The 21,276-nt window shown below is 39.9% G+C and carries 19 protein-coding genes; 10 read left to right on the top strand and 9 right to left on the bottom strand.

What is annotated here, in order from left to right; genetic code table 11:
* Window positions 1-98: 98 nt before the first annotated feature.
* Window positions 99-806: a DnaA ATPase domain-containing protein gene (locus CRO21_RS02685; RefSeq protein ID WP_097077785.1), complete on the bottom strand. Its 708-nt coding sequence runs from the start codon at window positions 804-806 to the stop codon at window positions 99-101.
* A 34-nt stretch (window positions 807-840) separates the two neighbouring features.
* A complete protein-coding gene (locus CRO21_RS02680) occupies window positions 841-2,040 on the bottom strand; it encodes an AI-2E family transporter (RefSeq protein WP_097077784.1) in 1,200 nt (399 codons plus the stop codon).
* Between the two features lie 143 nt (window positions 2,041-2,183).
* Between CRO21_RS02680 and purM the strand changes: the two genes are divergently transcribed.
* The 3 genes from purM (at window position 2,184) to CRO21_RS02665 (ending at window position 5,571) form a co-directional block, all read left to right on the top strand.
* Window positions 2,184-3,254 (top strand): phosphoribosylformylglycinamidine cyclo-ligase, encoded by a 1,071-nt coding sequence (purM, locus tag CRO21_RS02675; protein WP_097077783.1) that lies wholly within the window; start codon window positions 2,184-2,186, stop codon window positions 3,252-3,254.
* Window positions 3,255-3,257: 3 nt separating this feature from the next.
* Window positions 3,258-3,881, top strand: a complete 624-nt coding sequence (gene purN / locus CRO21_RS02670; protein WP_097077782.1) for a phosphoribosylglycinamide formyltransferase — start codon at window positions 3,258-3,260, stop codon at window positions 3,879-3,881.
* A gap of 319 nt (window positions 3,882-4,200) precedes the next feature.
* On the top strand, window positions 4,201-5,571 hold the full coding sequence (locus CRO21_RS02665; protein WP_097077781.1) for an OmpP1/FadL family transporter: 1,371 nt from the start codon (window positions 4,201-4,203) through the stop codon (window positions 5,569-5,571).
* Between the two features lie 82 nt (window positions 5,572-5,653).
* Here CRO21_RS02665 and thrH read toward each other — a convergent pair whose 3' ends face one another.
* The 4 genes from thrH to orn all read right to left on the bottom strand — a co-directional run bounded on the left by thrH (window position 5,654) and on the right by orn (window position 8,949).
* Window positions 5,654-6,271: a bifunctional phosphoserine phosphatase/homoserine phosphotransferase ThrH gene (thrH, locus tag CRO21_RS02660; RefSeq protein WP_097077780.1), complete on the bottom strand. Its 618-nt coding sequence runs from the start codon at window positions 6,269-6,271 to the stop codon at window positions 5,654-5,656.
* Between the two features lie 178 nt (window positions 6,272-6,449).
* Window positions 6,450-7,253, bottom strand: a complete 804-nt coding sequence (locus CRO21_RS02655; RefSeq protein ID WP_097077779.1) for an enoyl-ACP reductase FabI — start codon at window positions 7,251-7,253, stop codon at window positions 6,450-6,452.
* A gap of 163 nt (window positions 7,254-7,416) precedes the next feature.
* Window positions 7,417-8,148, bottom strand: a complete 732-nt coding sequence (locus CRO21_RS02650) for a Bax inhibitor-1/YccA family protein (RefSeq protein ID WP_097077778.1) — start codon at window positions 8,146-8,148, stop codon at window positions 7,417-7,419.
* A gap of 243 nt (window positions 8,149-8,391) precedes the next feature.
* Entirely contained in the window at window positions 8,392-8,949 is a 558-nt protein-coding gene (gene orn / locus CRO21_RS02645) for an oligoribonuclease (protein ID WP_097077777.1), read from the bottom strand.
* 129 nt (window positions 8,950-9,078) lie between these two features.
* Here orn and rsgA point away from each other — a divergent pair, with 129 nt between their 5' ends.
* From rsgA to secB, 4 genes are all read left to right on the top strand, one after another.
* The gene (gene rsgA / locus CRO21_RS02640) at window positions 9,079-10,152 is read left to right on the top strand and encodes a ribosome small subunit-dependent GTPase A (RefSeq protein WP_097077776.1); all 1,074 of its coding nucleotides are present in this window, start codon (window positions 9,079-9,081) and stop codon (window positions 10,150-10,152) included.
* A gap of 89 nt (window positions 10,153-10,241) precedes the next feature.
* Window positions 10,242-10,649, top strand: a complete 408-nt coding sequence (locus CRO21_RS02635; protein ID WP_097077775.1) for a rhodanese-like domain-containing protein — start codon at window positions 10,242-10,244, stop codon at window positions 10,647-10,649.
* Between the two features lie 16 nt (window positions 10,650-10,665).
* Window positions 10,666-10,926 (top strand): glutaredoxin 3, encoded by a 261-nt coding sequence (gene grxC, locus CRO21_RS02630; protein WP_097077774.1) that lies wholly within the window; start codon window positions 10,666-10,668, stop codon window positions 10,924-10,926.
* Window positions 10,927-10,958: 32 nt separating this feature from the next.
* Complete coding sequence (gene secB / locus CRO21_RS02625) at window positions 10,959-11,420, top strand: protein-export chaperone SecB (protein WP_097077773.1); 462 nt, start codon at window positions 10,959-10,961, stop codon at window positions 11,418-11,420.
* A gap of 400 nt (window positions 11,421-11,820) precedes the next feature.
* On the opposite strand, the gene typA is transcribed toward secB, so the two are convergent.
* Window positions 11,821-13,656 (bottom strand): translational GTPase TypA, encoded by a 1,836-nt coding sequence (gene typA / locus CRO21_RS02620; RefSeq protein ID WP_097077772.1) that lies wholly within the window; start codon window positions 13,654-13,656, stop codon window positions 11,821-11,823.
* Between the two features lie 178 nt (window positions 13,657-13,834).
* On the opposite strand from typA, the gene CRO21_RS02615 reads away from it, so the two are divergent.
* From CRO21_RS02615 to CRO21_RS02605, 3 genes are read left to right on the top strand one after another with little or no spacing between them, the layout of a single operon-like run.
* The gene (locus CRO21_RS02615) at window positions 13,835-15,199 is read left to right on the top strand and encodes a uracil-xanthine permease family protein (protein ID WP_097077771.1); all 1,365 of its coding nucleotides are present in this window, start codon (window positions 13,835-13,837) and stop codon (window positions 15,197-15,199) included.
* A gap of 51 nt (window positions 15,200-15,250) precedes the next feature.
* Window positions 15,251-16,258, top strand: a complete 1,008-nt coding sequence (locus CRO21_RS02610; protein ID WP_097077770.1) for a class I SAM-dependent methyltransferase — start codon at window positions 15,251-15,253, stop codon at window positions 16,256-16,258.
* An 18-nt stretch (window positions 16,259-16,276) separates the two neighbouring features.
* Window positions 16,277-17,743: an amino acid permease gene (locus CRO21_RS02605; protein WP_097077769.1), complete on the top strand. Its 1,467-nt coding sequence runs from the start codon at window positions 16,277-16,279 to the stop codon at window positions 17,741-17,743.
* A gap of 41 nt (window positions 17,744-17,784) precedes the next feature.
* On the opposite strand, the gene CRO21_RS02600 is transcribed toward CRO21_RS02605, so the two are convergent.
* Both CRO21_RS02600 and ilvC read right to left on the bottom strand, forming a co-directional pair.
* Window positions 17,785-19,215 (bottom strand): putative bifunctional diguanylate cyclase/phosphodiesterase, encoded by a 1,431-nt coding sequence (locus tag CRO21_RS02600; RefSeq protein ID WP_171293966.1) that lies wholly within the window; start codon window positions 19,213-19,215, stop codon window positions 17,785-17,787.
* Between the two features lie 969 nt (window positions 19,216-20,184).
* Window positions 20,185-21,201: a ketol-acid reductoisomerase gene (ilvC, locus tag CRO21_RS02595; protein ID WP_097077767.1), complete on the bottom strand. Its 1,017-nt coding sequence runs from the start codon at window positions 21,199-21,201 to the stop codon at window positions 20,185-20,187.
* Window positions 21,202-21,276 lie beyond the last annotated feature (75 nt).

Raw genomic sequence — 21,276 nt, 5'->3', positions numbered from 1 at the left:
ATGCCGTATTTTTTGTTTTTTATGGCAAGCACTATGCCAATCTATTTCGCTATCCTTTCTCGCAGCACTACTGCTGCGACAAATCAATATCCTAGGTATTAATGACTATACTCATCAATCAGTGCAAAGATTTGTTTTAACTTTACATTTGAAAGTTTGAGCTGGTGCCCTTTTAGCAATTGCTCAAGTTTTTCCAGCGTTTGTAATAGCGTGGCTGTTTTTTGCGGTCCATGCAATAGCAGATAATCAACAATTGTCTGTTCAAAATGCAAACCGCGTCTCAGCATAACAGCCTTTAATAGCGCTTGTCGATCATTAAACTGTTGACCATTGGGTATACGGATACTGACCGCCTGTGTCAAGCGTGACTGTAAATCGGGGAATTGTAATTTTAGTTCTGTCGGGGCAAAACGCGAAGAAAACACCAGTTGCCCAGTGCCTTCATAGTTTAAATTAATTAAATGAAAAATGGCTTTTTGCCATTGTAACATGCCATTAATCGCCTCAATATCGTCCAATGCAACCAAATCGTAAGTATCCAGTGCATGGATGGCTTCCACAGGCGCATCAAGTAATTCCAGCAATGAAACGTTGATTGCTGTCTTGCCGACATCAAGATAAGAGTCACAAATCGCACTTAATAAATGCGACTTGCCTGTTCCAGCTTCACCATAAATATAAAACTGCTTGATTAACCCTGTATGTAATTGTCGAATATTATCAATTACAGGTGCCCAACTTGGACCTGCAAAATCACTTATTTTTGCATCCAAATAAGGTTCAATATCAAGCTGTAATTGACGCATGTTGACATTACCTCATTGTTTATCATGGCTAGGTTTATTTAGAACTATCATCTTTATTGGCATTATCTGTCTGTGCGATATCATAACGGGTATTTTTATGGGTACTGTCCTGATTCATTGATGTACTTAAATCAATATTTTCAATGTGTTCAGTTGTGACAACAGGCTGTGCACCATATAAACGGCTTCTTTCATAACTGGCACGAAGATGTCTTAATAATACAACAATTATCGCAGCAACGGGTAAAGCAATCAGCATTCCCGCAAAGCCAAGTAACTGTGCCCCGGCAAGTACAGAAAACACCACGGCAACTGGAGATAATCCAATTTTATCGCCCAATAAAAATGGCTGTAAGATATAACCTTCTACCGCCTGACCAATCATAAACACCAGAAAAACCAGCGCTAAATGCACCCAGTCCATGCCAAATTGTAAAAATGAAGCAATCACTGCTGCCACAATACCCACGGCAAAGCCCAGATAAGGAATGATACTTGCCAGCCCCGCCACCAAACCAATAATCAATCCGACATGCAGACCAATTAACTGTAAACCAACGGCATAAACCAGACCAAGTAAAATCATGACCAAAAATTGCCCTTTGACAAAAGCCCCCAGCACTTCATGGCATTCACGGGCAATTTGTACCACATCAGTTTCCATCGGACGTGGAATAGTACGACGCATGTGCTGCAACATTCTTTCCCAATCCAGTAAAAAATAGAAGGCAATGATGGGCACCAGCACCAATGTTCCGCCAATCTGGATAAAACTTAAACCAGATTGTGCCAGTCGCAGTGCGATATCCTGAATATTATCGACACTATAATTGGTCTGGATATAATCCATAACAGTCACAGACAATTCATCAGTATTGATTTCCATCGGCTCAAGATTAAAAGTCGTCGACGCCCAAGGTAGAAATGTTTCGTTAATCCAATGAATCATCTCTGGAATATGATCTCTAGCATACATCAACTGCGCCCAGATCATGGGAACAAGAAACCACCCCACCAGTGTCAATCCAACAATAATCAAAATAAAGACCGTTGAAATCGCAAGCCACCGTGGCAAACCAATTTTTTGCATTTTTTCGACCAGTGGACTAAACAGATAAGCCACTAAAAATGCAATCACAAACGGGAGCACTACGGGTAATAGTAAATAGATTACCCATAAGAAACTGGCGATGCCAGCAAGGATAAATATTCTTTTTAGCATTGGGTCATGCATAATTATGTATCTCAATCATTTTGATGTGTATTTTACTCGCATTAAGTAAAATATTTTTAAAAAAGATAACATTTTATGTGAGAAAAACCATAAGAGTTTTGTAGATTCAGGTATAATCAGCCGCCAATGCGGAGACTTCACTTATGAGCAACTCAACTTCTACTTCAAACACTGGTTTAAGCTACAAAGATGCTGGTGTCGATATCGAAGCTGGCGACTTACTCGTCGAGCGAATTAAATCGGTAGCAAAACGGACGACACGCCCTGAAGTCATGGGTGGACTCGGTGGTTTTGGCGCATTGTGCAAAATTCCCAAAGGTTATGAAGAACCTGTTCTGGTTTCTGGGACTGATGGTGTGGGAACCAAATTAAGACTGGCATTACAATTGAACAAGCATGACACGATTGGTCAGGATCTTGTTGCAATGTGCGTTAATGACCTCTTGGTAACTGGTGCAGAACCTTTATTTTTCCTTGACTACTATGCAACCGGACATCTCAATGTCGATGTGGCGGCCAATGTAGTGACCGGAATCGGTGTAGGCTGCGAACTTGCTGGTTGTGCGCTGGTCGGTGGCGAAACTGCCGAAATGCCGGGTATGTATGAAGGTGAAGATTACGACCTTGCCGGTTTTTCTGTGGGCGTGGTTGAACACAGCAAAATCATTGATGGTTCTAAGGTCAAAGCTGGTGATGTGCTGATTGGTCTGGCATCAAGCGGTGCACATTCGAATGGTTATTCATTAGTACGCAAAATTATTGATGTCAAAAATATCGATTTAAATACCGAGCTTGATGGCAAAGTATTAAGTCAAGTGGTGATGGAACCAACCCGTATTTATGTCAAGCCTATACTAAAATTGTGCAAACAGGTTGATGTTCATGCCATGGCGCATATTACGGGTGGTGGCTTACCTGGTAATGTACCTCGTGTCCTTCCTGATGGCTTACGCGCACGTATTGACGAGCAATCATGGCAATGGCCAGCTTTGTTCAAGTTCTTACAGGAACAAGGACAAGTTGAACAATTTGAAATGTATCGTACCTTTAACTGTGGTGTCGGTATGATCATTGCGGTGGATGCAAGCGACGCTGAACGTACCATTGAAATCCTGAACAGTCAGGGTGAGACAGCGTGGAAAATCGGTGAGATTGAAGCAGATGCAGCATCAGTAAAAAATGCTGATGAAAAAATTCGTGTTATCTTCGCTTAACTTATGCGTATAGCTGTTCTGGTTTCAGGCCATGGTAGCAATCTACAGGCATTAATTGATGCCAACCTCTGTGGCGAAATTGTTGGTGTTTTAAGCAACAAAAACACTGCCTATGCGCTTGAACGGGCCAGACAAGCCAATATTGACACAGCTGTCATTTCACATCAGGACTTTCCAACACGGGAAAGTTTTGATGCACAAATGCACCAGCAACTATTGGCATGGCATGTTGATCTGGTGGTGCTCGCAGGTTTTATGCGAATTTTGACGCCTGATTTTGTCAAAAAATGGGAAGGTCGAATGTTGAATATTCACCCTTCTCTGCTACCTGCTTATAAAGGCATGCATACACATCAGCGGGTTCTCAATACCGGTGATAGATTACATGGCTGTACTGTACATTTTGTCACAGCCGAACTTGATGCAGGACAAGCCATTGCGCAAGCTGTATTATCTGTTACCGCTCATGATAATATAGAAACACTAGCACAGCGTGTTCATCAACTCGAGCATTTTATTTATCCGCAAGTTGTTCAGTATTTCTGTATAAAACAACTGGTCTGGCATAATCATCAAGCCTATCTTAACAATCAACCCCTATTAAAACCAATTCGTTTTATCAAATAATCTTTAAGCACAAGTGTTCGATTATCTTTAAAGACAATACATTGTGCTAAAGCATACTATTTATTGACCTTATGTATTTTTTTTGAACTCACCAGTAACTAAAATAAAAGTATAAATTTCAATCAAATAACAAAAAACATTGGCTTTCACTACAATTTTATTCGTTTTTTTTCATAGATCAGTTATATTTAGCACATAGTGAAGAAATCACTACATCTTTACTCATTTTGCATACAGTTTTTACTTTTTGACGAGGTTTAAACAACATTGCAAATACGATAAAGATTAGTTTAAACCTCTTTTTCATGGATCGATGACAATGAAAATTAAGACGCTTACAGCTGCACTTGCATGTGCTTTACCTATGACTGGTGCTTTCGCAGCCGCACTAGACCGCTCTGGGCAATCAATTTCTTCCTTTTTACAACCTGGAAATTATTTTGAAGTTGGTGGATCTGTATTAGCTCCTGATGTATCTGGAAAAGAAAATTCAGGAAATAAAATAAGTGATATGGCGCAAAGTTACGCTTTCGCCAGTGCAGCCATTAAAATTCAAGCCACTGACAATTTTTCTGTAGGCTTACTTTTTGACCAGCCATTCGGCGCCAAAGCTGCATATTCTGGCGATAATATTTTCGTGTCAAAACCAACCAATAATGTACTCGGTGCCTTGCCTGTAACAACAGCTCAATTGGCTGGTGCAGCGGGTTCTACAGCACCTACAGGAAATACAGAGGTTAGTGTGGAAACACATAATCTTGCTTTAATTTTTGGTTTTCAACCGAATGAAAATTTCAACTTCTATGCTGGACCAGTCTATCAAGAAGTGAAAGGTGATGTAAGTTTAAGAGGTTCAGCCTATAGCTTATATAACGGTTACGATGCACATATCAAAAATACTGACGGCTGGGGATGGCTTGCTGGTATTGCCTACCAAATTCCTGAGATTGCATTAAAAGCATCTTTAACTTATCGTTCAGAAATTGATCATGATGTTAACATTGAAGAGCGTACACCTTTAGTTGATGATTTAACCACTGCTGCCGGTAACGGAGCTTTAGCACAATTGATGCAAAGTTTAGGAAGTAATCCAAATATTGCACCTTTACTTCCATCAATACAAGCAGCAATTGGTGGTGCAATCGCAGCCAATGGTGCATCAAGTAAAGAAACCAGAATTACGACACCGCAATCAGTTAATCTGGATCTACAATCAGGCATCATGGCTGACACTGTGGCTTTTGTAAATATTCGCTGGGTAAACTGGGAAGACTTTGCACTTAGACCTTATAAATTTGGTGCTATCTCAGAGCAAGTGGGTGGATTACTCAATCCATCACGACCAAATGGTTTCAATCTGGTTCAATATTCCAAGGATCAGTGGTCTGTAACCACAGGTGTAGGACGTAAATTTAATGATAAATGGGCTGGTAATGCTTCTGTAGGTTGGGATAGTGGTGCTGGTAATCCTGTTACCACATTAGGACCAACTGAAGGCTACTGGAATGTCGGTCTGGGTTTACAATATAGCCCAGCACCAAACTACTTTGTTGCTGGTGGGGTAAAATACTTTTGGTTAGGTGATGCCAAAGCACAAACCGGTGCTCAAGCTGGAAGTGACCAATATGTTGCAGAATTCGCTGATAACGATGCAGTCGCTTATGGTTTAAAACTTGGCTATCGCTTCTAAATTCTTATTCAAGTATAGATACATTTAATCACATAAAAATAGGGCATTTGAAATGCCCTATTTTTTACTCATTTTTATATGATCAGGCAGGAATATTGCGCTTTGAGACTGCACGAATCGCCTCTTTTAATGCATCATAGCCGTGGATTGCTGGGAATTGAGGAAATTCGGCAATTACATTGTCCGGTGCATCAAATAAAAACCCGTGATCAGCTTCACCTAGCATGGTTGTATCGTTATAAGAATCGCCTGCGGCAATCACACGAAAATTCAAACCATGTAATGCTTTAACCGCTTGACGTTTTTGATCAGGTTGACGTAGTTTATAAGCCGTCACATTACCCTGTGCATCAGTTTCCAGTTTATGACAAAAAATTGTTGGCCAGCCCAATTGCTGCATTAAAGGATGAGCAAATTCATAAAAGGTATCTGATAAAATAATAAGTTGAAAATGTGTACGCACCCATTCTACAAACTCTTTTGCACCCGGTAATGGTCCCATATCGGCAATAACAGCCTGAATATCTGGTAAACCCAAGTTATGTTGTTTTAAAATATTTAAACGTTGTGTCATCAGCACATCGTAGTCTGGAATATCACGCGTGGTCGCTTCCAATTCTTTAATACCGGTTTTTTTGGCAAAATTAATCCAAATTTCCGGGACCAATACGCCTTCTAAATCTAAACAAACAATTTCCATGGAACTTTCTCAAAGGTGGCTGATGTTTGTCCGGCATATTAGCATAAAGCCTATCATTTATTAACTTAGCACATTAAATTTAATATGGTTTTATTTTGAATTGAATTGCAAATTAACTGTTATTGAAAAAGAAATCCGCCCTTGTTAGAGCGGAATATCCATCATCAGATGAAGTGTTTTACTCGTCATTTAGTAAAGCTGTACTCATCCCTACTGTACTAAATCCGGCATCGACATAGAGAATTTCTCCAGTAATCCCCGATGCCCAAGGTGAACACAGAAATAAGGCTGCATTCCCGACTTCTTCGATGGTGACATTGCGATGCAATGGTGAAGTTTTTTCATTGACATCCAGCATTTTACGGAAAGATTTAATGCCACTTGCCGCCAATGTACGAATTGGCCCTGCGGAAATTGCATTAACACGAATACCTTCTGCACCCAAACTTGAGGCCAGATAACGTACACCCGCTTCGAGGGATGCTTTTGCCAAGCCCATGACATTATAGTTCGGCATCACACGCTCTGAACCCTGATAAGTCAGTGTCAATAAACACCCCTGACGTGCTGTTAACAATGGACGTGCTGCACGCGCCATGGCAATAAAACTGTATGAACTGATGTCATGGGCAATTTTAAACCCTTCACGACTGGTCACTTCAGTAAAGTCACCATCAAGTGTTTCAGCTGGTGCAAAACCAATGGAATGAATTACGCCATCCAGACCATCCCAATGCTGCGCCAGATCAGCAAACGCCTGTTCAATTTGTGCATCATCAGCGACATCGCAGGCAAAGACTAGATTCGAGTCCAGTTGTGCAGCAAAGTCATCTACCCTCTTTTTTAATTTTTCATTTGGATAGGTAAATGCAAGTTCTGCACCTTCGCGGTGAAGTGCTTGAGCAATACCATAAGCAATCGATAATTTACTGGCAATCCCAGCGACCAAAAAGCGTTTTCCGGCTAATAACCCTTGACTCATATGAACAATCTCAAACCATCTAAAAACTGTCCCATCATGCCGAATATTCGATAGCAATGTAAAGGTTGAAATCTTCCAAAATTTTAAGCTCAAAAAAAATAGCCTTGCAATGCGCAAAGCTATTTTTATATTTATACCCTAAGGTATAAAATAAATTTCAGGGTTAATCGTTGTTGAGTAGCCCGATCAAACGCAAGAAAGAAATATACATCCAGACCAGTGTAGCCAACAATGCAATTGCGCAGAGCCATTCAAAACTTTTAGGTGCGCCATTGGCAGCGCCATTTTCAATCAGGTCAAAGTCCAGAATCAGGTTAAGCGAAGCAATGATTGCAACAAACACGGCAAAACCAATGCCTAACCAAGAACTTTCAAACAATCCCGGAATTGAGCTACCAAATGCCAATGTCATGATCCACTGCACCACAAATACCGCCAAAATCGCAATACTGGCAGAAATCACCACGGCTTTAAATTTTGCAGTGGCTTTAATAATACCAAAGCGATATAAAGCAAACATAGTTAAGGCACTGGCAAATGTTGCCAATAATGCCTGCGATGCAATGCCCGGATAACGCATTTCAAAAAACAGAGAAATACCACCTAGGAATACACCTTCAAGCAATGCATAAGGCACAGCCAGAGTTGGCGCAAGATTGGTTTTAAATGTCGCAATCATTGCCACAACAAAAGAACCGATTGCACCAACCAGCAAACCTGCATTGGCAATGCTATAGGCACTTGTCATGGCACAATAGATATAAAATGCAACACCGACCAGTGCTGCAATAACGGTAAGCATGACAGATTTTTGCACAGCCCCTTCAACACTCATAGGGTGGCTATAATCTGCCCTGACTTCCACACGAGAAAGAATCGGGTTATTACTTTGCATAAAACTGATGTCCCATTAAACTGATTGTTAATTATAAAATTTGAAGCACAACTGGAATACAGAGATACGGTATCCCACTTTATTTAATTGGTTCAATGTAGCATAAAACAATGTAAAATTTGTATATTTATTTTATCTCTTAAATTCTAAAAAGATGCTTACGATCGTAAGCATCAGATAGGCACAATTATAATTAAAAGGTTTTAAATATAATAACTTAAACTAAAAATTCAGATTTTATTGTTATTTTAGTTCAACACGGAAAAAGTATTCACGGTAATATTTGAGTTCACGAATAGAATCACGAATATCATCTAAAGCCAGATGGGAGGCATCTTTCTTCAAACCACTCATGATTTCAGGCCGCCAACGTTTTGCCAATTCTTTTACAGAAGACACATCCAGATTACGATAGTGAAAATACTGTTCAAGTTCCGGCATTAACCGATGCATAAAGCGGCGATCTTGGCAAATTGAGTTGCCGCACATTGGGGAAATTTTTGCATTCACCCATTTTTTTAAAAATTCAATAGTTTGTTGTTCGGCATCGCGCGCAGTTAACTGACTACGTCGTACACGTTCAATCAAACCTGATTGGCCATGCTGACGTGTATTCCATTCATCCATGGCATTGAGGATTTGGTCAGATTGATGAATCGCCAATACCGGCCCTTCGGCGAGGATATTTAGCTCATCATCAGTAATAATTGTTGCAATTTCAATAATCTGATCTTTATCGGTATCTAAACCTGTCATTTCAAGATCAATCCAGATTAAACGTGTGTCGGCAGCGCTGCTCATGAAAATTCTTACTTATCCTGTTTGTTTCAATATACATATTAGCAAAATTTTTTGTTGCACACTGTAAATATACCTACTCTTCATGCTATTTTTGCCTATCCCAATTTTTTATGACGATATCGAGGATGAATGGCTTTAATTCGTAAGCGACGTTTAACCGAACAGCAACAGCGCCGTATTGAAAAGCAGCAAAAAAATCGACAACAAGAATTCGATCATGATTTGGATATCGAAGGTCTGATTGTGCAACATTATGGACGTCAACTGGAGGTACAAGTCTGCTCACTGCCAAAATCCCCACCTGCCGCCCCTCAAACCATTGAAGGTGAACCCGAAGTATTCTGGCGTCCCATTCAACTCGGTGATATCTGGCGTTGTCATACCCGTACCAATCTGGATGCCTTAATTACCGGTGATCGTGTAACGTGGCAAGCTGATCCAAATACCGGTCTGGGTGTGATCACAGCCCTACATCCGCGTACGTCATTATTAAGCCGCCCTGATCGATATCATAAATTAAAACCTGTTGCAGCGAACGTCGGTTTAATTGTGATTATTTTTGCACCCTCACCAGAACCTTCGGCAGGTCTGCTTGATCGCTATCTCGTTGCCTGTGAGAATGCAGATATTCAACCATTATTGGTGCTCAATAAGGCAGATTTATTAACAACAGATTCCCAAGCCAACGCATTTCTGGAAGAATATCAAAAACTGGGCTATGACACCTGTATCACACACGCCAATGCAGCGGAAGACAGCCCGTATCACCCACGATATTTGTCGCAAAAGATTCAGGATCAAACCGTGGTATTTGTCGGGCAATCCGGTGTAGGTAAAAGCTCTTTAATCAACACCATGATTCCAGAAGCTGCTCAAAAGACCAATATTATTTCTGAAAATTCGGCACTCGGGCAACATACGACGACGTCGACCCGTTTAATTCAGTTTGGCACACAGGGCGCATTGATTGATTCTCCCGGGATTCGTGAATTTGGTTTGTGGCATTTGAGCGAAAAGAATATTTATGCAGGTTTTCCGGAGTTTGAGCCATTTTACGGACAATGCCAGTTCCGTAACTGTACCCATCAACATGAAAAAAAATGTGCTTTACGTGATGCCGCAGCTCAGGGGCTGGTACTGCAACGACGATTGAATAGTATGAATCGTCTGTTGAATGAACTTGAGGATGCAGAAAAATCCTAAATTGCGATTAAATGCGCTTGAAGTTCGATTTTATAGCACCATATATGCGTTATACTGTGCTCGATTTAGATATTAACATAAGGTGAATTGTGGAACGTTGGTTCGAATTTATGGGTAATCACCCAATTTTGTTTGGCATTCTGGGTGTTTTGATTATCCTATTCTTCGTGTTTGAAAGCCGTCGTAGTGGTCGTAAAATTTCACCACAATCTTTAGGTATCTTAACGAAAGCACAAAATGCCATGCTGATCGATTTACGTGACGGTAAAGACTTTAAACAAGGACATATTAGCGGTAGTCGCAATATTCCTTATAGTCAACTTGAAAAACACGTAGAAGAATTAAAAACCACTGATCGTCCTTTGATCTTTATTTGCAATATGGGTCAGGTTGCAGGTACTGCATTACAAAAAGTTGGGCATCAGGATAGTTACCGCTTAGATGGTGGAATTATCAACTGGAAAGGTCAAGGTTTACCTTTAGTCAAATCTAAATAAATTGGAGCGTACAAGCATGACAGCGAATGTTGTTGTTTATTCTACAACTGTGTGCCCTTATTGTATTCGTGCCAAACAATTGCTCGAACGTAAAGGGATCGCATACCAAGAAATTAATTTATCAACAGAACCAGCAGAAGTACGCAGCGAATTGATGCAACGCACCCATCATCGTACCGTACCGCAGATTTTTATTAATGATCAATTTATTGGCGGCTTTGACCAGCTTTATGCCTTAGAGCGTCAGGGTCAGCTTGATCAGCTTTTAAACAACTAAGCACTCACTTCCATTTAATCAAGGATTCAACAATGAGCGAAGAACAACAAGCAGCACAATCACAACTGGCGCTTGAACGTATTTATGTAAAAGATGCTTCTTTTGAAGTACCTGGGGCACAAGTTTTTACCAAGGAATGGCAACCGGAATTAGGGATTAACCTGTCTTCTGCTGCCGAGCAACTTGATCCGACACATTATGAAGTGGCATTAAAAGTTGTGGTTACTGCAACCAATAACGATGAAACTGCATTTATTGTGGATGTGACGCAAGCCGGGATTTTCTTAATTGAAAATGTTGAGCAAGAACGTCTACCATATATTTTAGGCGCATATTGCCCAAATATCTTATTCCCTTTCCTGCGTGAAGCAGTGAATGATTTGGTCAGCAAAGGCAGCTTCCCACAATTATTGCTTAGCCCAATCAACTTTGATGCTGAGTTTGAAGCGAATATCCAACGCTTACAACAAGCAGATGCTGAAGGTCAGGCTTAATCAAACCAAACCTATCTAGCCGGACAAAGCTTGCGCCTTCAATTTAAAGTCGGATGTTTTAACGGTGATATGGTAGTGTAGAAAATAGGGAAATGACGATGATCATTTCCCTATTTTTATGTTTTCGATTTGAACTAAGATATTGGCTTGGTGATTTTAAGACTAATAAAGTGGATTAGTAAATATCTCAAGGGAACGATTCTGACATGTAGAAACGCAAAAGCTTATATGTTCCATGTTATTCATCTTGGCACAACAAACAAAGTATTCATTAAAAACAATATAAGCGTTCTTCGTAACTGAACTTAATGTCATCTATTTATCACCCAATAAAAATGCCAATCTATTTTCTGATTGGCATTTTAAGTTCAGATTTTAAAAATCTAAGCGAATAGCTTCTTTATTTATCACGATTACGTTTACGTTCATTCTCAGTCAAATAACGCTTACGGATACGGATTGATTTTGGTGTCACTTCAACCAATTCATCATCTTCAATGAATTCCAATGCTTGTTCCAGCGTATATTCCACTGCTGGCGTTAACGTTAATGCTTCATCAGTACCTGATGCACGCACGTTGGTTAACTGTTTTGCTTTGGTTGGGTTCACTGTCATATCATCTGAACGAGAGTTAATACCAATAATCATGCCTTCATATACTTCCAACTGTGGTTTAGCAAATAAACGACCACGGTCTTGAAGGGTAAATAGTGCATAACCAAGACAAGTACCTTGAACCATTGAAATCAATACACCATTTTGACGTTTCGCAACAGTCCCTTGTTTTGCAGGACCATAATGTGAAAAGCTTGATGTCATGATCCCTGTACCGGAGGTCATGGTCAAAAACTCGGAACGGAAACCGATCAGACCACGTGAAGGTACAGTTGCCTCAATACGGATACGACCTTTACCGTCAACTTCCATATTGGTCATTTCACCTTTACGGAAACCCATTTGTTCCATTACAGAACCCTGATGCTGTTCTTCAACGTCAAAAGTTACGTTTTCGTATGGCTCTTGTTTTTCACCATCAATTTCTTTCATGATGACTTGTGGACGTGAAACGCCCATTTCAAAACCTTCACGACGCATATTTTCGATCAATACAGAAAGATGTAGCTCTCCACGACCAGATACCTTGAAGCGGTCTGGACTATCGGTATCTTCAACACGAAGTGCCACGTTATGAATTAATTCACGATCCAGACGTTCACGAATATTACGTGAAGTCACGAATTTACCTTCTTTACCGGCAAACGGTGAATTATTTACCTGGAATGTCATGGATACGGTCGGTTCATCAACAGACAATGGTGGCAATGCTTCAACATTTTTCGGATCACAGATCGTATCGGAAATATTTAATGCATCAATACCTGTAATACAGACGATATCCCCTGCTGATGCTTCTTCTACATCAATACGCTCCAAACCATGATAACCCATGATTTTCAGGATACGACCATTACGGGTTTTACCTTCTTTATCGATCACTGTAACAGGTGTATTTAATTTCACCGAACCACGCTGAATACGACCAACACCAATAACACCAACAAAACTATTATAGTCCAATGATGAAATTTGCATCTGGAATGGACCATCAGCATCAACTGCTGGTGGTTCAACAATATCCACAATTGTTTCGAACAATGGAGTCATATCTTCGGCAAGTTCTTCTGGAGAAGGACCGGCCACACCACGTAAGCCTGATGCATAAACGATAGGAAAATCTAGTTGCTCATCTGTCGCACCAAGGTTATCAAACAGGTCAAATACCTGATCAATGACCCAATCCGGACGTGCGCTTGGTTTGTCGACCTTGTTGATAATTACAATTGGTTTTAAACCACGGGCAAAGGCTTTTTGTGTCACAAAACGGGTTTGTGGCATTGGACCTTCCTGTGAATCAACCAGAAGTAGTACACAGTCAACCATGGACATGACACGTTCTACTTCACCACCAAAGTCAGCATGTCCCGGGGTGTCAACGATGTTGATACGGTATGTGGTATCAGTACGTTTATCCAACCAAGTAATGGAGGTATTTTTTGCAAGAATGGTAATCCCACGTTCACTTTCCAGCGCATTCGAATCCATGATACGCTCAATCTCGCCCGCTCGGTCACCAAGTGCACCAGACTGTTGTAAAAGTTTATCGACTAATGTGGTTTTACCGTGGTCAACGTGCGCAATAATTGCGATGTTACGAAGATTTTTAATATCTGACATGGACTTTGAATGCTACCAAAAAATTTGAGGACAAATTATACAGCAAAAAGCATAGCATTGAGTAGTGACAGTTTCACGACATTTCGACCAGTTTTCATAATTTATATGTTTTTTGCTTTCTCATTGACTAGCTCTCCTTTAGAATACGCTACTTTCGCTACGCTAATGTATTTTTTACATGACTGAATTATCTAAAGATTCCTCAAAACACAATCTAATTTACGGCATTGATGCACGCCCTAAACCACTCGCGGCTTTTTTTGCAGCATTACAACATTTACTTGCGATTTTAGTGCCGATTGTGACACCGGGTTTGCTCATTTGCGGTGCTTTGGGTGTTCCGGCGCATGAAACCACCATGATTTTATCGATGTCGCTGATGATTTCCGGTATTGCAACTTTTTTACAATGCAAGCGTGTCGGACCATTCGGTGCGGAATTATTGATTGTACAAGGCACCAGTTTTAATTTTATTGGTCCGATCATGGCGATTGGTTCAGTGATGATCGCCAATGGTACGCCTTATCAACAAGTGATGTCCGCAATTTTTGGTGTAGTAATCTGTGGCGCATTTATCGAAATGGGTGTTTCACGTATTCTGCCCTGGATCAAAATGTTGATTACCCCGCTGGTCACTGGCATTGTGGTGTTACTCATCGGATTAACCCTGATTAAAGAGGGACTGATTAGTATGGGCGGTGGTTATGCTGCTTTGGGTGATGGCAGTTTTGCCAATAGCGATAATATCATTATGTCATGTAGTGTACTGGCAATTATTATTCTACTGAATCGTATTTCAATCATCTGGATTAAAAGCTCGGCTATTTTAATTGCCTTGGTAATCGGGTATATTCTCGCAGCCTTTATGGGGCATCTAGATTTTACTGCCCTTGGTCAAGCACCGTCTTTTCAGTTGCCCACACCTTTGCATTTTGGTTTGAGTTTTTCCTGGTCATTGTTTATTCCACTCGCCTTTATTTATCTTGTGACCTCACTGGAAGCGATTGGAGATATTACCGCCACCAGCAAGATTTCCAAAGAACCCGTGAGCGGACCGATCTGGATGCAACGGATCAAAGGTGGTGTACTGGTGAATGGTGCAAATTCTTTTCTGGCCGGCATTTTCAATACCTTTCCAAGTTCAGTTTTTGCCCAGAACAATGGTGTCATTCAACTGACCGGTGTTGCCAGCCGTTATGTGGGTCTATGGATTGCCGCCATGCTGATTATTTTGGGTCTATTTCCTAAAATCGCAGCCGTAGTTCAGGCAGTACCACAGGCAGTTTTGGGCGGCGCAGTGATGGTCATGTTTGGCGCAGTTGCCGCTTCAGGGATTAATATTCTGGCCGGGATTAAACTGGATCGACGGGCCTTGTTAATTATTGCCGTATCATTAGGTTTAGGACTTGGTATTGCACAAGTACCGGACTTTTTAAAACATATGCCCGAGATTATCCGTAATATTTTCAGTTCAGGTGTGGCAACTGGTGGCATCGCTGCATTGATCCTGAATTTCGTTCTACCAGATACAAAATCTGAATAAAGTATTTAATTCAGCATGTGTAATGAAGCTTTAAAACTGAGGTGTATAACGATGGATGCAAAAAGTGAAGTGCTTCTACGACAACCTGAACTATTTTCAGGTAATATTTTATTGGTCAATGCACCTCAGGATCAGCTTAGTCAATCACTGGATGCGACAGTTTCGATCTGGAGCTGGAACTTTGCTGACCATCAATACTTTTTGCAATCCGGTTATCACAGTGTATTTGACATTGTCCCGCCACAGCAAACCTTTGATCAGGCAATTATTTTTATTCCCAAAGCCAAAGAATTACTCAACTATGTGCTTGAACATTGCGCCGCAATATTAGGACAGGATAAACCGATTTTTCTGGTGGGCGAGAAAAAAGCCGGCATTGAAGGTGCAGCCAAACAATTACAGGCTTTTGCTAAGCCTGTTAAAATTGATAGCGCACGTCATTGTCAACTCTGGCAAGTCAAAGCCCAGCAGCAACATCAGGTAAAACCGCTAGAGGCATGGCTTAAACATTATCAATATACATTCAAGCAAACCCATCTGGATATTTGTGCTTTACCTGGTGTATTTAGTCAAGACCATCTGGATATTGGAACACAACAAATCCTGCCATTTTTAGCACAGGTCAAAGCAGGTAAAATTCTGGATTTTGGCTGTGGCGCAGGAATCATCTCTGCCATATTGGCAAAATCAAATCCCAAAAATCACATTACTGCGGTAGATATTGATGCTTTTGCTTTACATTCTACACAGCTCACCTTTGCCAGAAATAACATCTCCCCTCAACTGACCACCATTGCCATTACCGATATTCGGGATGTTGATGGTCGCTTTCATGCAATTGTTAGTAACCCACCCTTTCATCAAGGGATTAAAACCCATTATCAGGCCAGTGAAAATCTGTGCCAGTTTTCAAAGGCGCTGCTCAGATCTGCCGGGGAATTATGGATTGTGGCCAACCGTTTTCTAAATTATCAGCCGTTTATCGAAAACAGCTTTGGGCATTGTCAGATTAAATCTGATCAAAACGGTTTTAAAGTCTTTTATGCCAATAAAAAGTAATCTTCATCAGGACGATCTATGACTGACACTTCAAATCAGCATTTACAACGTAAATTAAGTGCACGCCATCTGAATATGATTGCCATTGGTGGTTCAATTGGTACCGGACTGTTTCTTGCCTCTGGCTCGACCATTGCCACCGCAGGACCCGGCGGTGCATTGCTGGCATATGCCCTGATTGGTGTCATGATCTACTTCTTAATGACCAGTCTGGGTGAACTGGCAACGCATTATCCAAGTTCTGGTGCATTTTTTACCTATGGCAGTAAATATGTAGATGAAGGCTTTGGTTTCGCGCTCGGCTGGAATTACTGGTATAACTGGGCAATCACGGTGGCATTTGAACTGGTCGCGGTACAATTCATTATGAAGTTCTGGTTTCCGGAAATTGCCGGTGTATGGTGGAGTGTAATCTTTCTTGCCATTATTTTTACCATCAATGCCATGACCGTCAAAGGCTTTGGTGAAAGTGAATTCTGGTTCTCTATGGTTAAAGTGGTTGCGATTGTCGTCTTTATTGTCATTGGTTTATTTACCATCGGCAAAATCATGCTGACACCAGATGTGAGCGTATTACAGAACTGGACCTATGGCGATGCGCCTTTTGTTGGTGGTTTACAGGCCATGATCGGGATTGCCATGATTGCAGGCTTCTCTTTTCAGGGCACAGAAATGGTCGGTGTTGCTGCGGGAGAGTCTAAAGAACCCCATAAAACCATTCCTTTAGCGATTAAACAGATCTTTTGGCGCATTTTACTGTTTTACATCCTGTGTATTTTTATCATCGGTACCTTGATTCGTTATGACAATCCACTACTGATGCATGCAGCAGAAACAGACAACGTTGCTCTCTCACCGTTTACCTTACTCTACGAACAGGCAGGATTTGCCTTTGCAGCCAGTGTCATGAATGCGGTGATTTTGACCGCTATTCTCTCTGCGGGAAATTCCGGCATGTATTCTTCCACACGTATGCTCTATGATATGGCACATCAAGGACGGGCACCTAAAGTGTTTGCCCGACTTGATCATCGCGGCGTACCGATGAAAGCGCTATATGCCACGACAGTGGTTGCTGCACTTTGCTTCTTAACCACATTTATTGGCGAGCAAACAGTGTTTAACTGGTTACTCAATACCTCCGGCATGTGTGGATTTATCGTTTGGTTAGGCATTGCAATTTCCCATTATCGTTTTCGTAAAGGCTATTTAGCACAAGGCTTTAAACTTGAAGATCTGACTTATCGAGCGCGATTCTTTCCTTTTGCACCTTGGTTTGCATTTATATTGTGTTCAATGATTATTCTTGGACAAAATTATCAAGCACTCACTGCGGGCAAAATTGACTGGCTGGGTTTATTGTCGACGTATATCAGTATTCCATTGTTTTTAATCATTTGGCTGGGTTATAAATGGAAGAATAAAAGCAAAATTATTCCTTATCACAACATGGATGTTCGTCCTTTAAAAATTGATGAAACATAATCTGTTCTTTTTAAAAAGCGGCTAAAATCATGGTCGCTTTGTTAATTTTCAAACTTAAACTGCTGCAACACTTCGGCTGTCATAGGCTTGGCAAAAAAGAAGCCCTGCAATTGCTGGCATCCCAATTTAATTAATATTTCCGCCTGCTCGGACGTTTCCACACCCTCGGCAGTTACAGTTAATCCTAGCTTTGTCGCTAGCTCAATAATGCTCGCCAGAATGGCTTCTTCTTTGGAGTCGGCAATTAAATCAGTAATAAATTCTTTATCGATTTTTAACTCATCTACAGGCAGGTCTTTTAAATAAGAGAAACTCGAATAACCGGTACCAAAATCATCAATAGCGATTTTTATCCCCATTTGTCGCAAACGTTCAAAACTTTTAACACTTAAATCTATATCCCGCATCGCTGTGGTTTCAGTAATTTCAATTGAAAGATGCTCTGGATTAATCTGATAGGTTTGCAAAGCATGTTCCAAATTTTCAAATAAGGCATGATGCTCAAACTGTAATGCGGAAAGATTAATTGCAATCGGATAAAACGGCTGCTCACTTTTTTCCCACTTCTGAATTTGATGACATGCCTGCTGTAACACCCAATATCCGATTGGAATAATTAATCCTGTTCTTTCTGCTTTATCGATAAATAAATCTGGTCCCAAGATTCCCAGTTTTGGATGCTGCCAACGGATCAAAGCTTCAACACCACATAATTGTTTTTGATCATTAAATTTTGGTTGATATAACAGAATAAATTGTTTTTCTTCAACTGCTTTATATAAATCATTTTCCAGTAAAAGTTCACTCTTCAGGTGCTGTGCATCCAGTGTTTCATTATACACCCGATAAGCATTTCGACCTCTTTGTTTTGAGGAGTACATAGCGATGTCGGCATTGATCAATAAATCCTTATAACTCACACCGTGCTGTGGATAGATTGCAATACCAATACTTGCCGAGATGGTTACTTTACGCCCACCAATTACATACGTATGCTGTATGAGATCCAAAGCATTTTGTGCAATATGAACAGCTTCATTGAGATGAGAATCTTCAATAATCAATAAAAATTCATCTCCTCCGATTCTCACCAGTTTATTTTTATGATTTAACAAAATCTGCATGCGTTGTACAACTGCAATCAATAGCTGATCACCGATTTCATGTCCAAATGCATCATTCACTACTTTAAAACGATCCAGATCTATATATAAAATGGCAATTTCTTTTCTGGATTTTCGATGATTTATAATTAACTGCTTAACATACTCTTCTACAAAATTACGATTGGGAAGTTTGGTTAAATGATCCTGTATCGTCAATTGTGCCAGTTGCAAATTTAGTTTTTTTAAATCTCGACTTTTTTGTTCTAATTTATATTCAAGTAATAAAATGCATAAACTGACAACGATCACCACCAAGATTAAAAATAAAACGATATAAAATAAGTCCTTATAGCTTACGTAATTCAAATAATGCAATCTAATTGTTAATAAAACATCAAAATAATTACCTTTTCGATTGATATAATACATACCAACGATAGCTAATATAAAGGGTAAAATAATCATCCCTCTTAGGATTCTTTTGCCTTGATATTTGAATTTATATTTATCATATAATAAAAATGATATTGCTGCGCCCATTGAAACAACAAGAATAGAAAACAATATAACCGAAGGATTTAAAATAGCATCCTGATCTAATATTTTAAAACTCATCAACCCCATATAATGCATAATAAAAGTACTGATACCGATCAGTAAAGAACCAATAATTAATCGAATATATGAAATAACATGACGTGCATTTAACCAAATTGCCAATGTATACATGGTAATATTAATTAACAATGAAAATAATAGCAGTCTATAATCCACCCCATCATTTATTGATAAAGGACAAAATAGGATACTTGTGGTATTTACTAACCAGATCAAGAAAGAAAATAGCATGCCAAAAATGACAATATTCAGATTATTTTTATTTAATTGTTCCTTTGCGAATGTTGTTTGCAACACACCAAGCGAGACATAACACAGTAAAAATGTAATTACCGTAGAGAGCATACTGAGAGATAGATCACAATTAACATCATAGAACATAAGTTCTTCCACAAATACTTTTTTGTTAGCGACGTGGCAAATAAACTAAAACACGAAAGACTTCCGATTTCTTATACAGAGATTATCAGTTGAGAAATTTCATTTACAATAGCGGTTTCTGTTTTGTGAGGCAAGTATTATTTAGTTTAAACATACATTGATCGTACAATAAAAATAATAAGGCATTAAAATCAATTGAGTCATATTGTCTAGTAGATCTTGAGGTTAACCCAGCTTATATTAAACAAATAAAATATAGGATAATATCGTACCTATATAAAATAAAACCTCTGCAATAAATACAGAGGTTTTAATAAAACCAAATGTTTAAAACAATTAGTTTTTATCTTTATCGATAATTTTGTTGGCTTTGATCCAAGGCATCATCGCACGTAATTTTTCACCTGTTACTTCAATACCGTGCTCGGCATTTAAACGACGACGTGCGGTCATAGAAGGATAGTTCAATGCACCTTCTTGGATAAACATTTTTGCATATTCGCCAGATTGAATACGTTTCAATGCATTACGCATTGCTTCACGTGATTGATCATTGATCACTTCAACACCAGTCACATATTCACCATATTCTGCATTATTTGATACAGAATAGTTCATGTCGGCAATACCGCCTTCAAACATCAAATCAACGATCAGTTTTAATTCATGTAAACATTCGAAATAAGCCATTTCTGGTGCATAGCCAGCTTCTACCAGAGTTTCGAAACCTGCTTTAACCAATTCTACTGCACCACCGCAAAGTACTGCTTGCTCACCAAAAAGGTCAGTTTCAGTTTCTTCACGGAAAGTTGTCTGAATAATACCCGTACGCCCACCACCTACACCAGACGCATAAGACAAAGCAACATTACGTGCATTTCCAGATGCATCCTGTTGAATGGCGATCAAATCCGGTACACCTGAACCACGTTGGAATTCTGAACGTACAGTATGGCCAGGTGCTTTAGGCGCAATCATGATCACATCAAGATCTTTACGCGGTACAACTTGGTTATACAAAATAGCAAAACCATGGGCAAATGCCAAAGTCGCACCTTCTTTAATATTTGGTTCAATCACATCACGATAAAGTTGAGATTGGAATTCATCAGGTGTCAAGATCATGACCAAATCAGCTTGTTTCACTGCTTCTGGTACTTCGGCAACTTTAAGACCTGCACCTTCTGCTTTTTTCCAAGAAGAAGAACCTGCACGTAAACCTACAGTAACATCTACGCCAGAGTCTTTCAGGTTTTGTGCATGTGCATGGCCTTGTGAACCATAACCAATGATTGCGACCTTTTTGCTTTGGATGATTGATAAATCACAGTCTTTATCGTAAAAAATTTGCATTTGTGTTCTCCGCTAAAATTCTGTTTATTCCTTAATTAAAGGAAATAAGGCTTAATATCTAAATCCCTCCCAACC

This window comes from Acinetobacter puyangensis, from assembly GCF_900096995.1.
Lineage (GTDB): Bacteria > Pseudomonadota > Gammaproteobacteria > Pseudomonadales > Moraxellaceae > Acinetobacter > Acinetobacter puyangensis.
The sequence above is the reverse complement of the archived record's forward strand: the minus strand, read 5'-3'. Positions and strand labels throughout refer to the sequence as shown.

Excerpts from the sequence above, each read along its gene's own strand:
- grxC (WP_097077774.1), top strand. The coding sequence starts at position 10,666 with ATGACAGCGAATGTTGTTGTTTATTCTACAACTGTGTGCCCTTATTGT.
- ilvC (WP_097077767.1), bottom strand. The coding sequence starts at position 21,201 with ATGCAAATTTTTTACGATAAAGACTGTGATTTATCAATCATCCAAAGC.
- CRO21_RS02680 (WP_097077784.1), bottom strand. The coding sequence starts at position 2,040 with ATGCATGACCCAATGCTAAAAAGAATATTTATCCTTGCTGGCATCGCC.
- CRO21_RS02610 (WP_097077770.1), top strand. The coding sequence starts at position 15,251 with ATGGATGCAAAAAGTGAAGTGCTTCTACGACAACCTGAACTATTTTCA.
- purN (WP_097077782.1), top strand. The coding sequence starts at position 3,258 with ATGCGTATAGCTGTTCTGGTTTCAGGCCATGGTAGCAATCTACAGGCA.
- CRO21_RS02650 (WP_097077778.1), bottom strand. The coding sequence starts at position 8,148 with ATGCAAAGTAATAACCCGATTCTTTCTCGTGTGGAAGTCAGGGCAGAT.
- CRO21_RS02655 (WP_097077779.1), bottom strand. The coding sequence starts at position 7,253 with ATGAGTCAAGGGTTATTAGCCGGAAAACGCTTTTTGGTCGCTGGGATT.
- purM (WP_097077783.1), top strand. The coding sequence starts at position 2,184 with ATGAGCAACTCAACTTCTACTTCAAACACTGGTTTAAGCTACAAAGAT.
- rsgA (WP_097077776.1), top strand. The coding sequence starts at position 9,079 with ATGGCTTTAATTCGTAAGCGACGTTTAACCGAACAGCAACAGCGCCGT.
- CRO21_RS02665 (WP_097077781.1), top strand. The coding sequence starts at position 4,201 with ATGAAAATTAAGACGCTTACAGCTGCACTTGCATGTGCTTTACCTATG.
- CRO21_RS02685 (WP_097077785.1), bottom strand. The coding sequence starts at position 806 with ATGCGTCAATTACAGCTTGATATTGAACCTTATTTGGATGCAAAAATA.
- orn (WP_097077777.1), bottom strand. The coding sequence starts at position 8,949 with ATGAGCAGCGCTGCCGACACACGTTTAATCTGGATTGATCTTGAAATG.
- typA (WP_097077772.1), bottom strand. The coding sequence starts at position 13,656 with ATGTCAGATATTAAAAATCTTCGTAACATCGCAATTATTGCGCACGTT.
- thrH (WP_097077780.1), bottom strand. The coding sequence starts at position 6,271 with ATGGAAATTGTTTGTTTAGATTTAGAAGGCGTATTGGTCCCGGAAATT.
- CRO21_RS02605 (WP_097077769.1), top strand. The coding sequence starts at position 16,277 with ATGACTGACACTTCAAATCAGCATTTACAACGTAAATTAAGTGCACGC.
- CRO21_RS02615 (WP_097077771.1), top strand. The coding sequence starts at position 13,835 with ATGACTGAATTATCTAAAGATTCCTCAAAACACAATCTAATTTACGGC.
- secB (WP_097077773.1), top strand. The coding sequence starts at position 10,959 with ATGAGCGAAGAACAACAAGCAGCACAATCACAACTGGCGCTTGAACGT.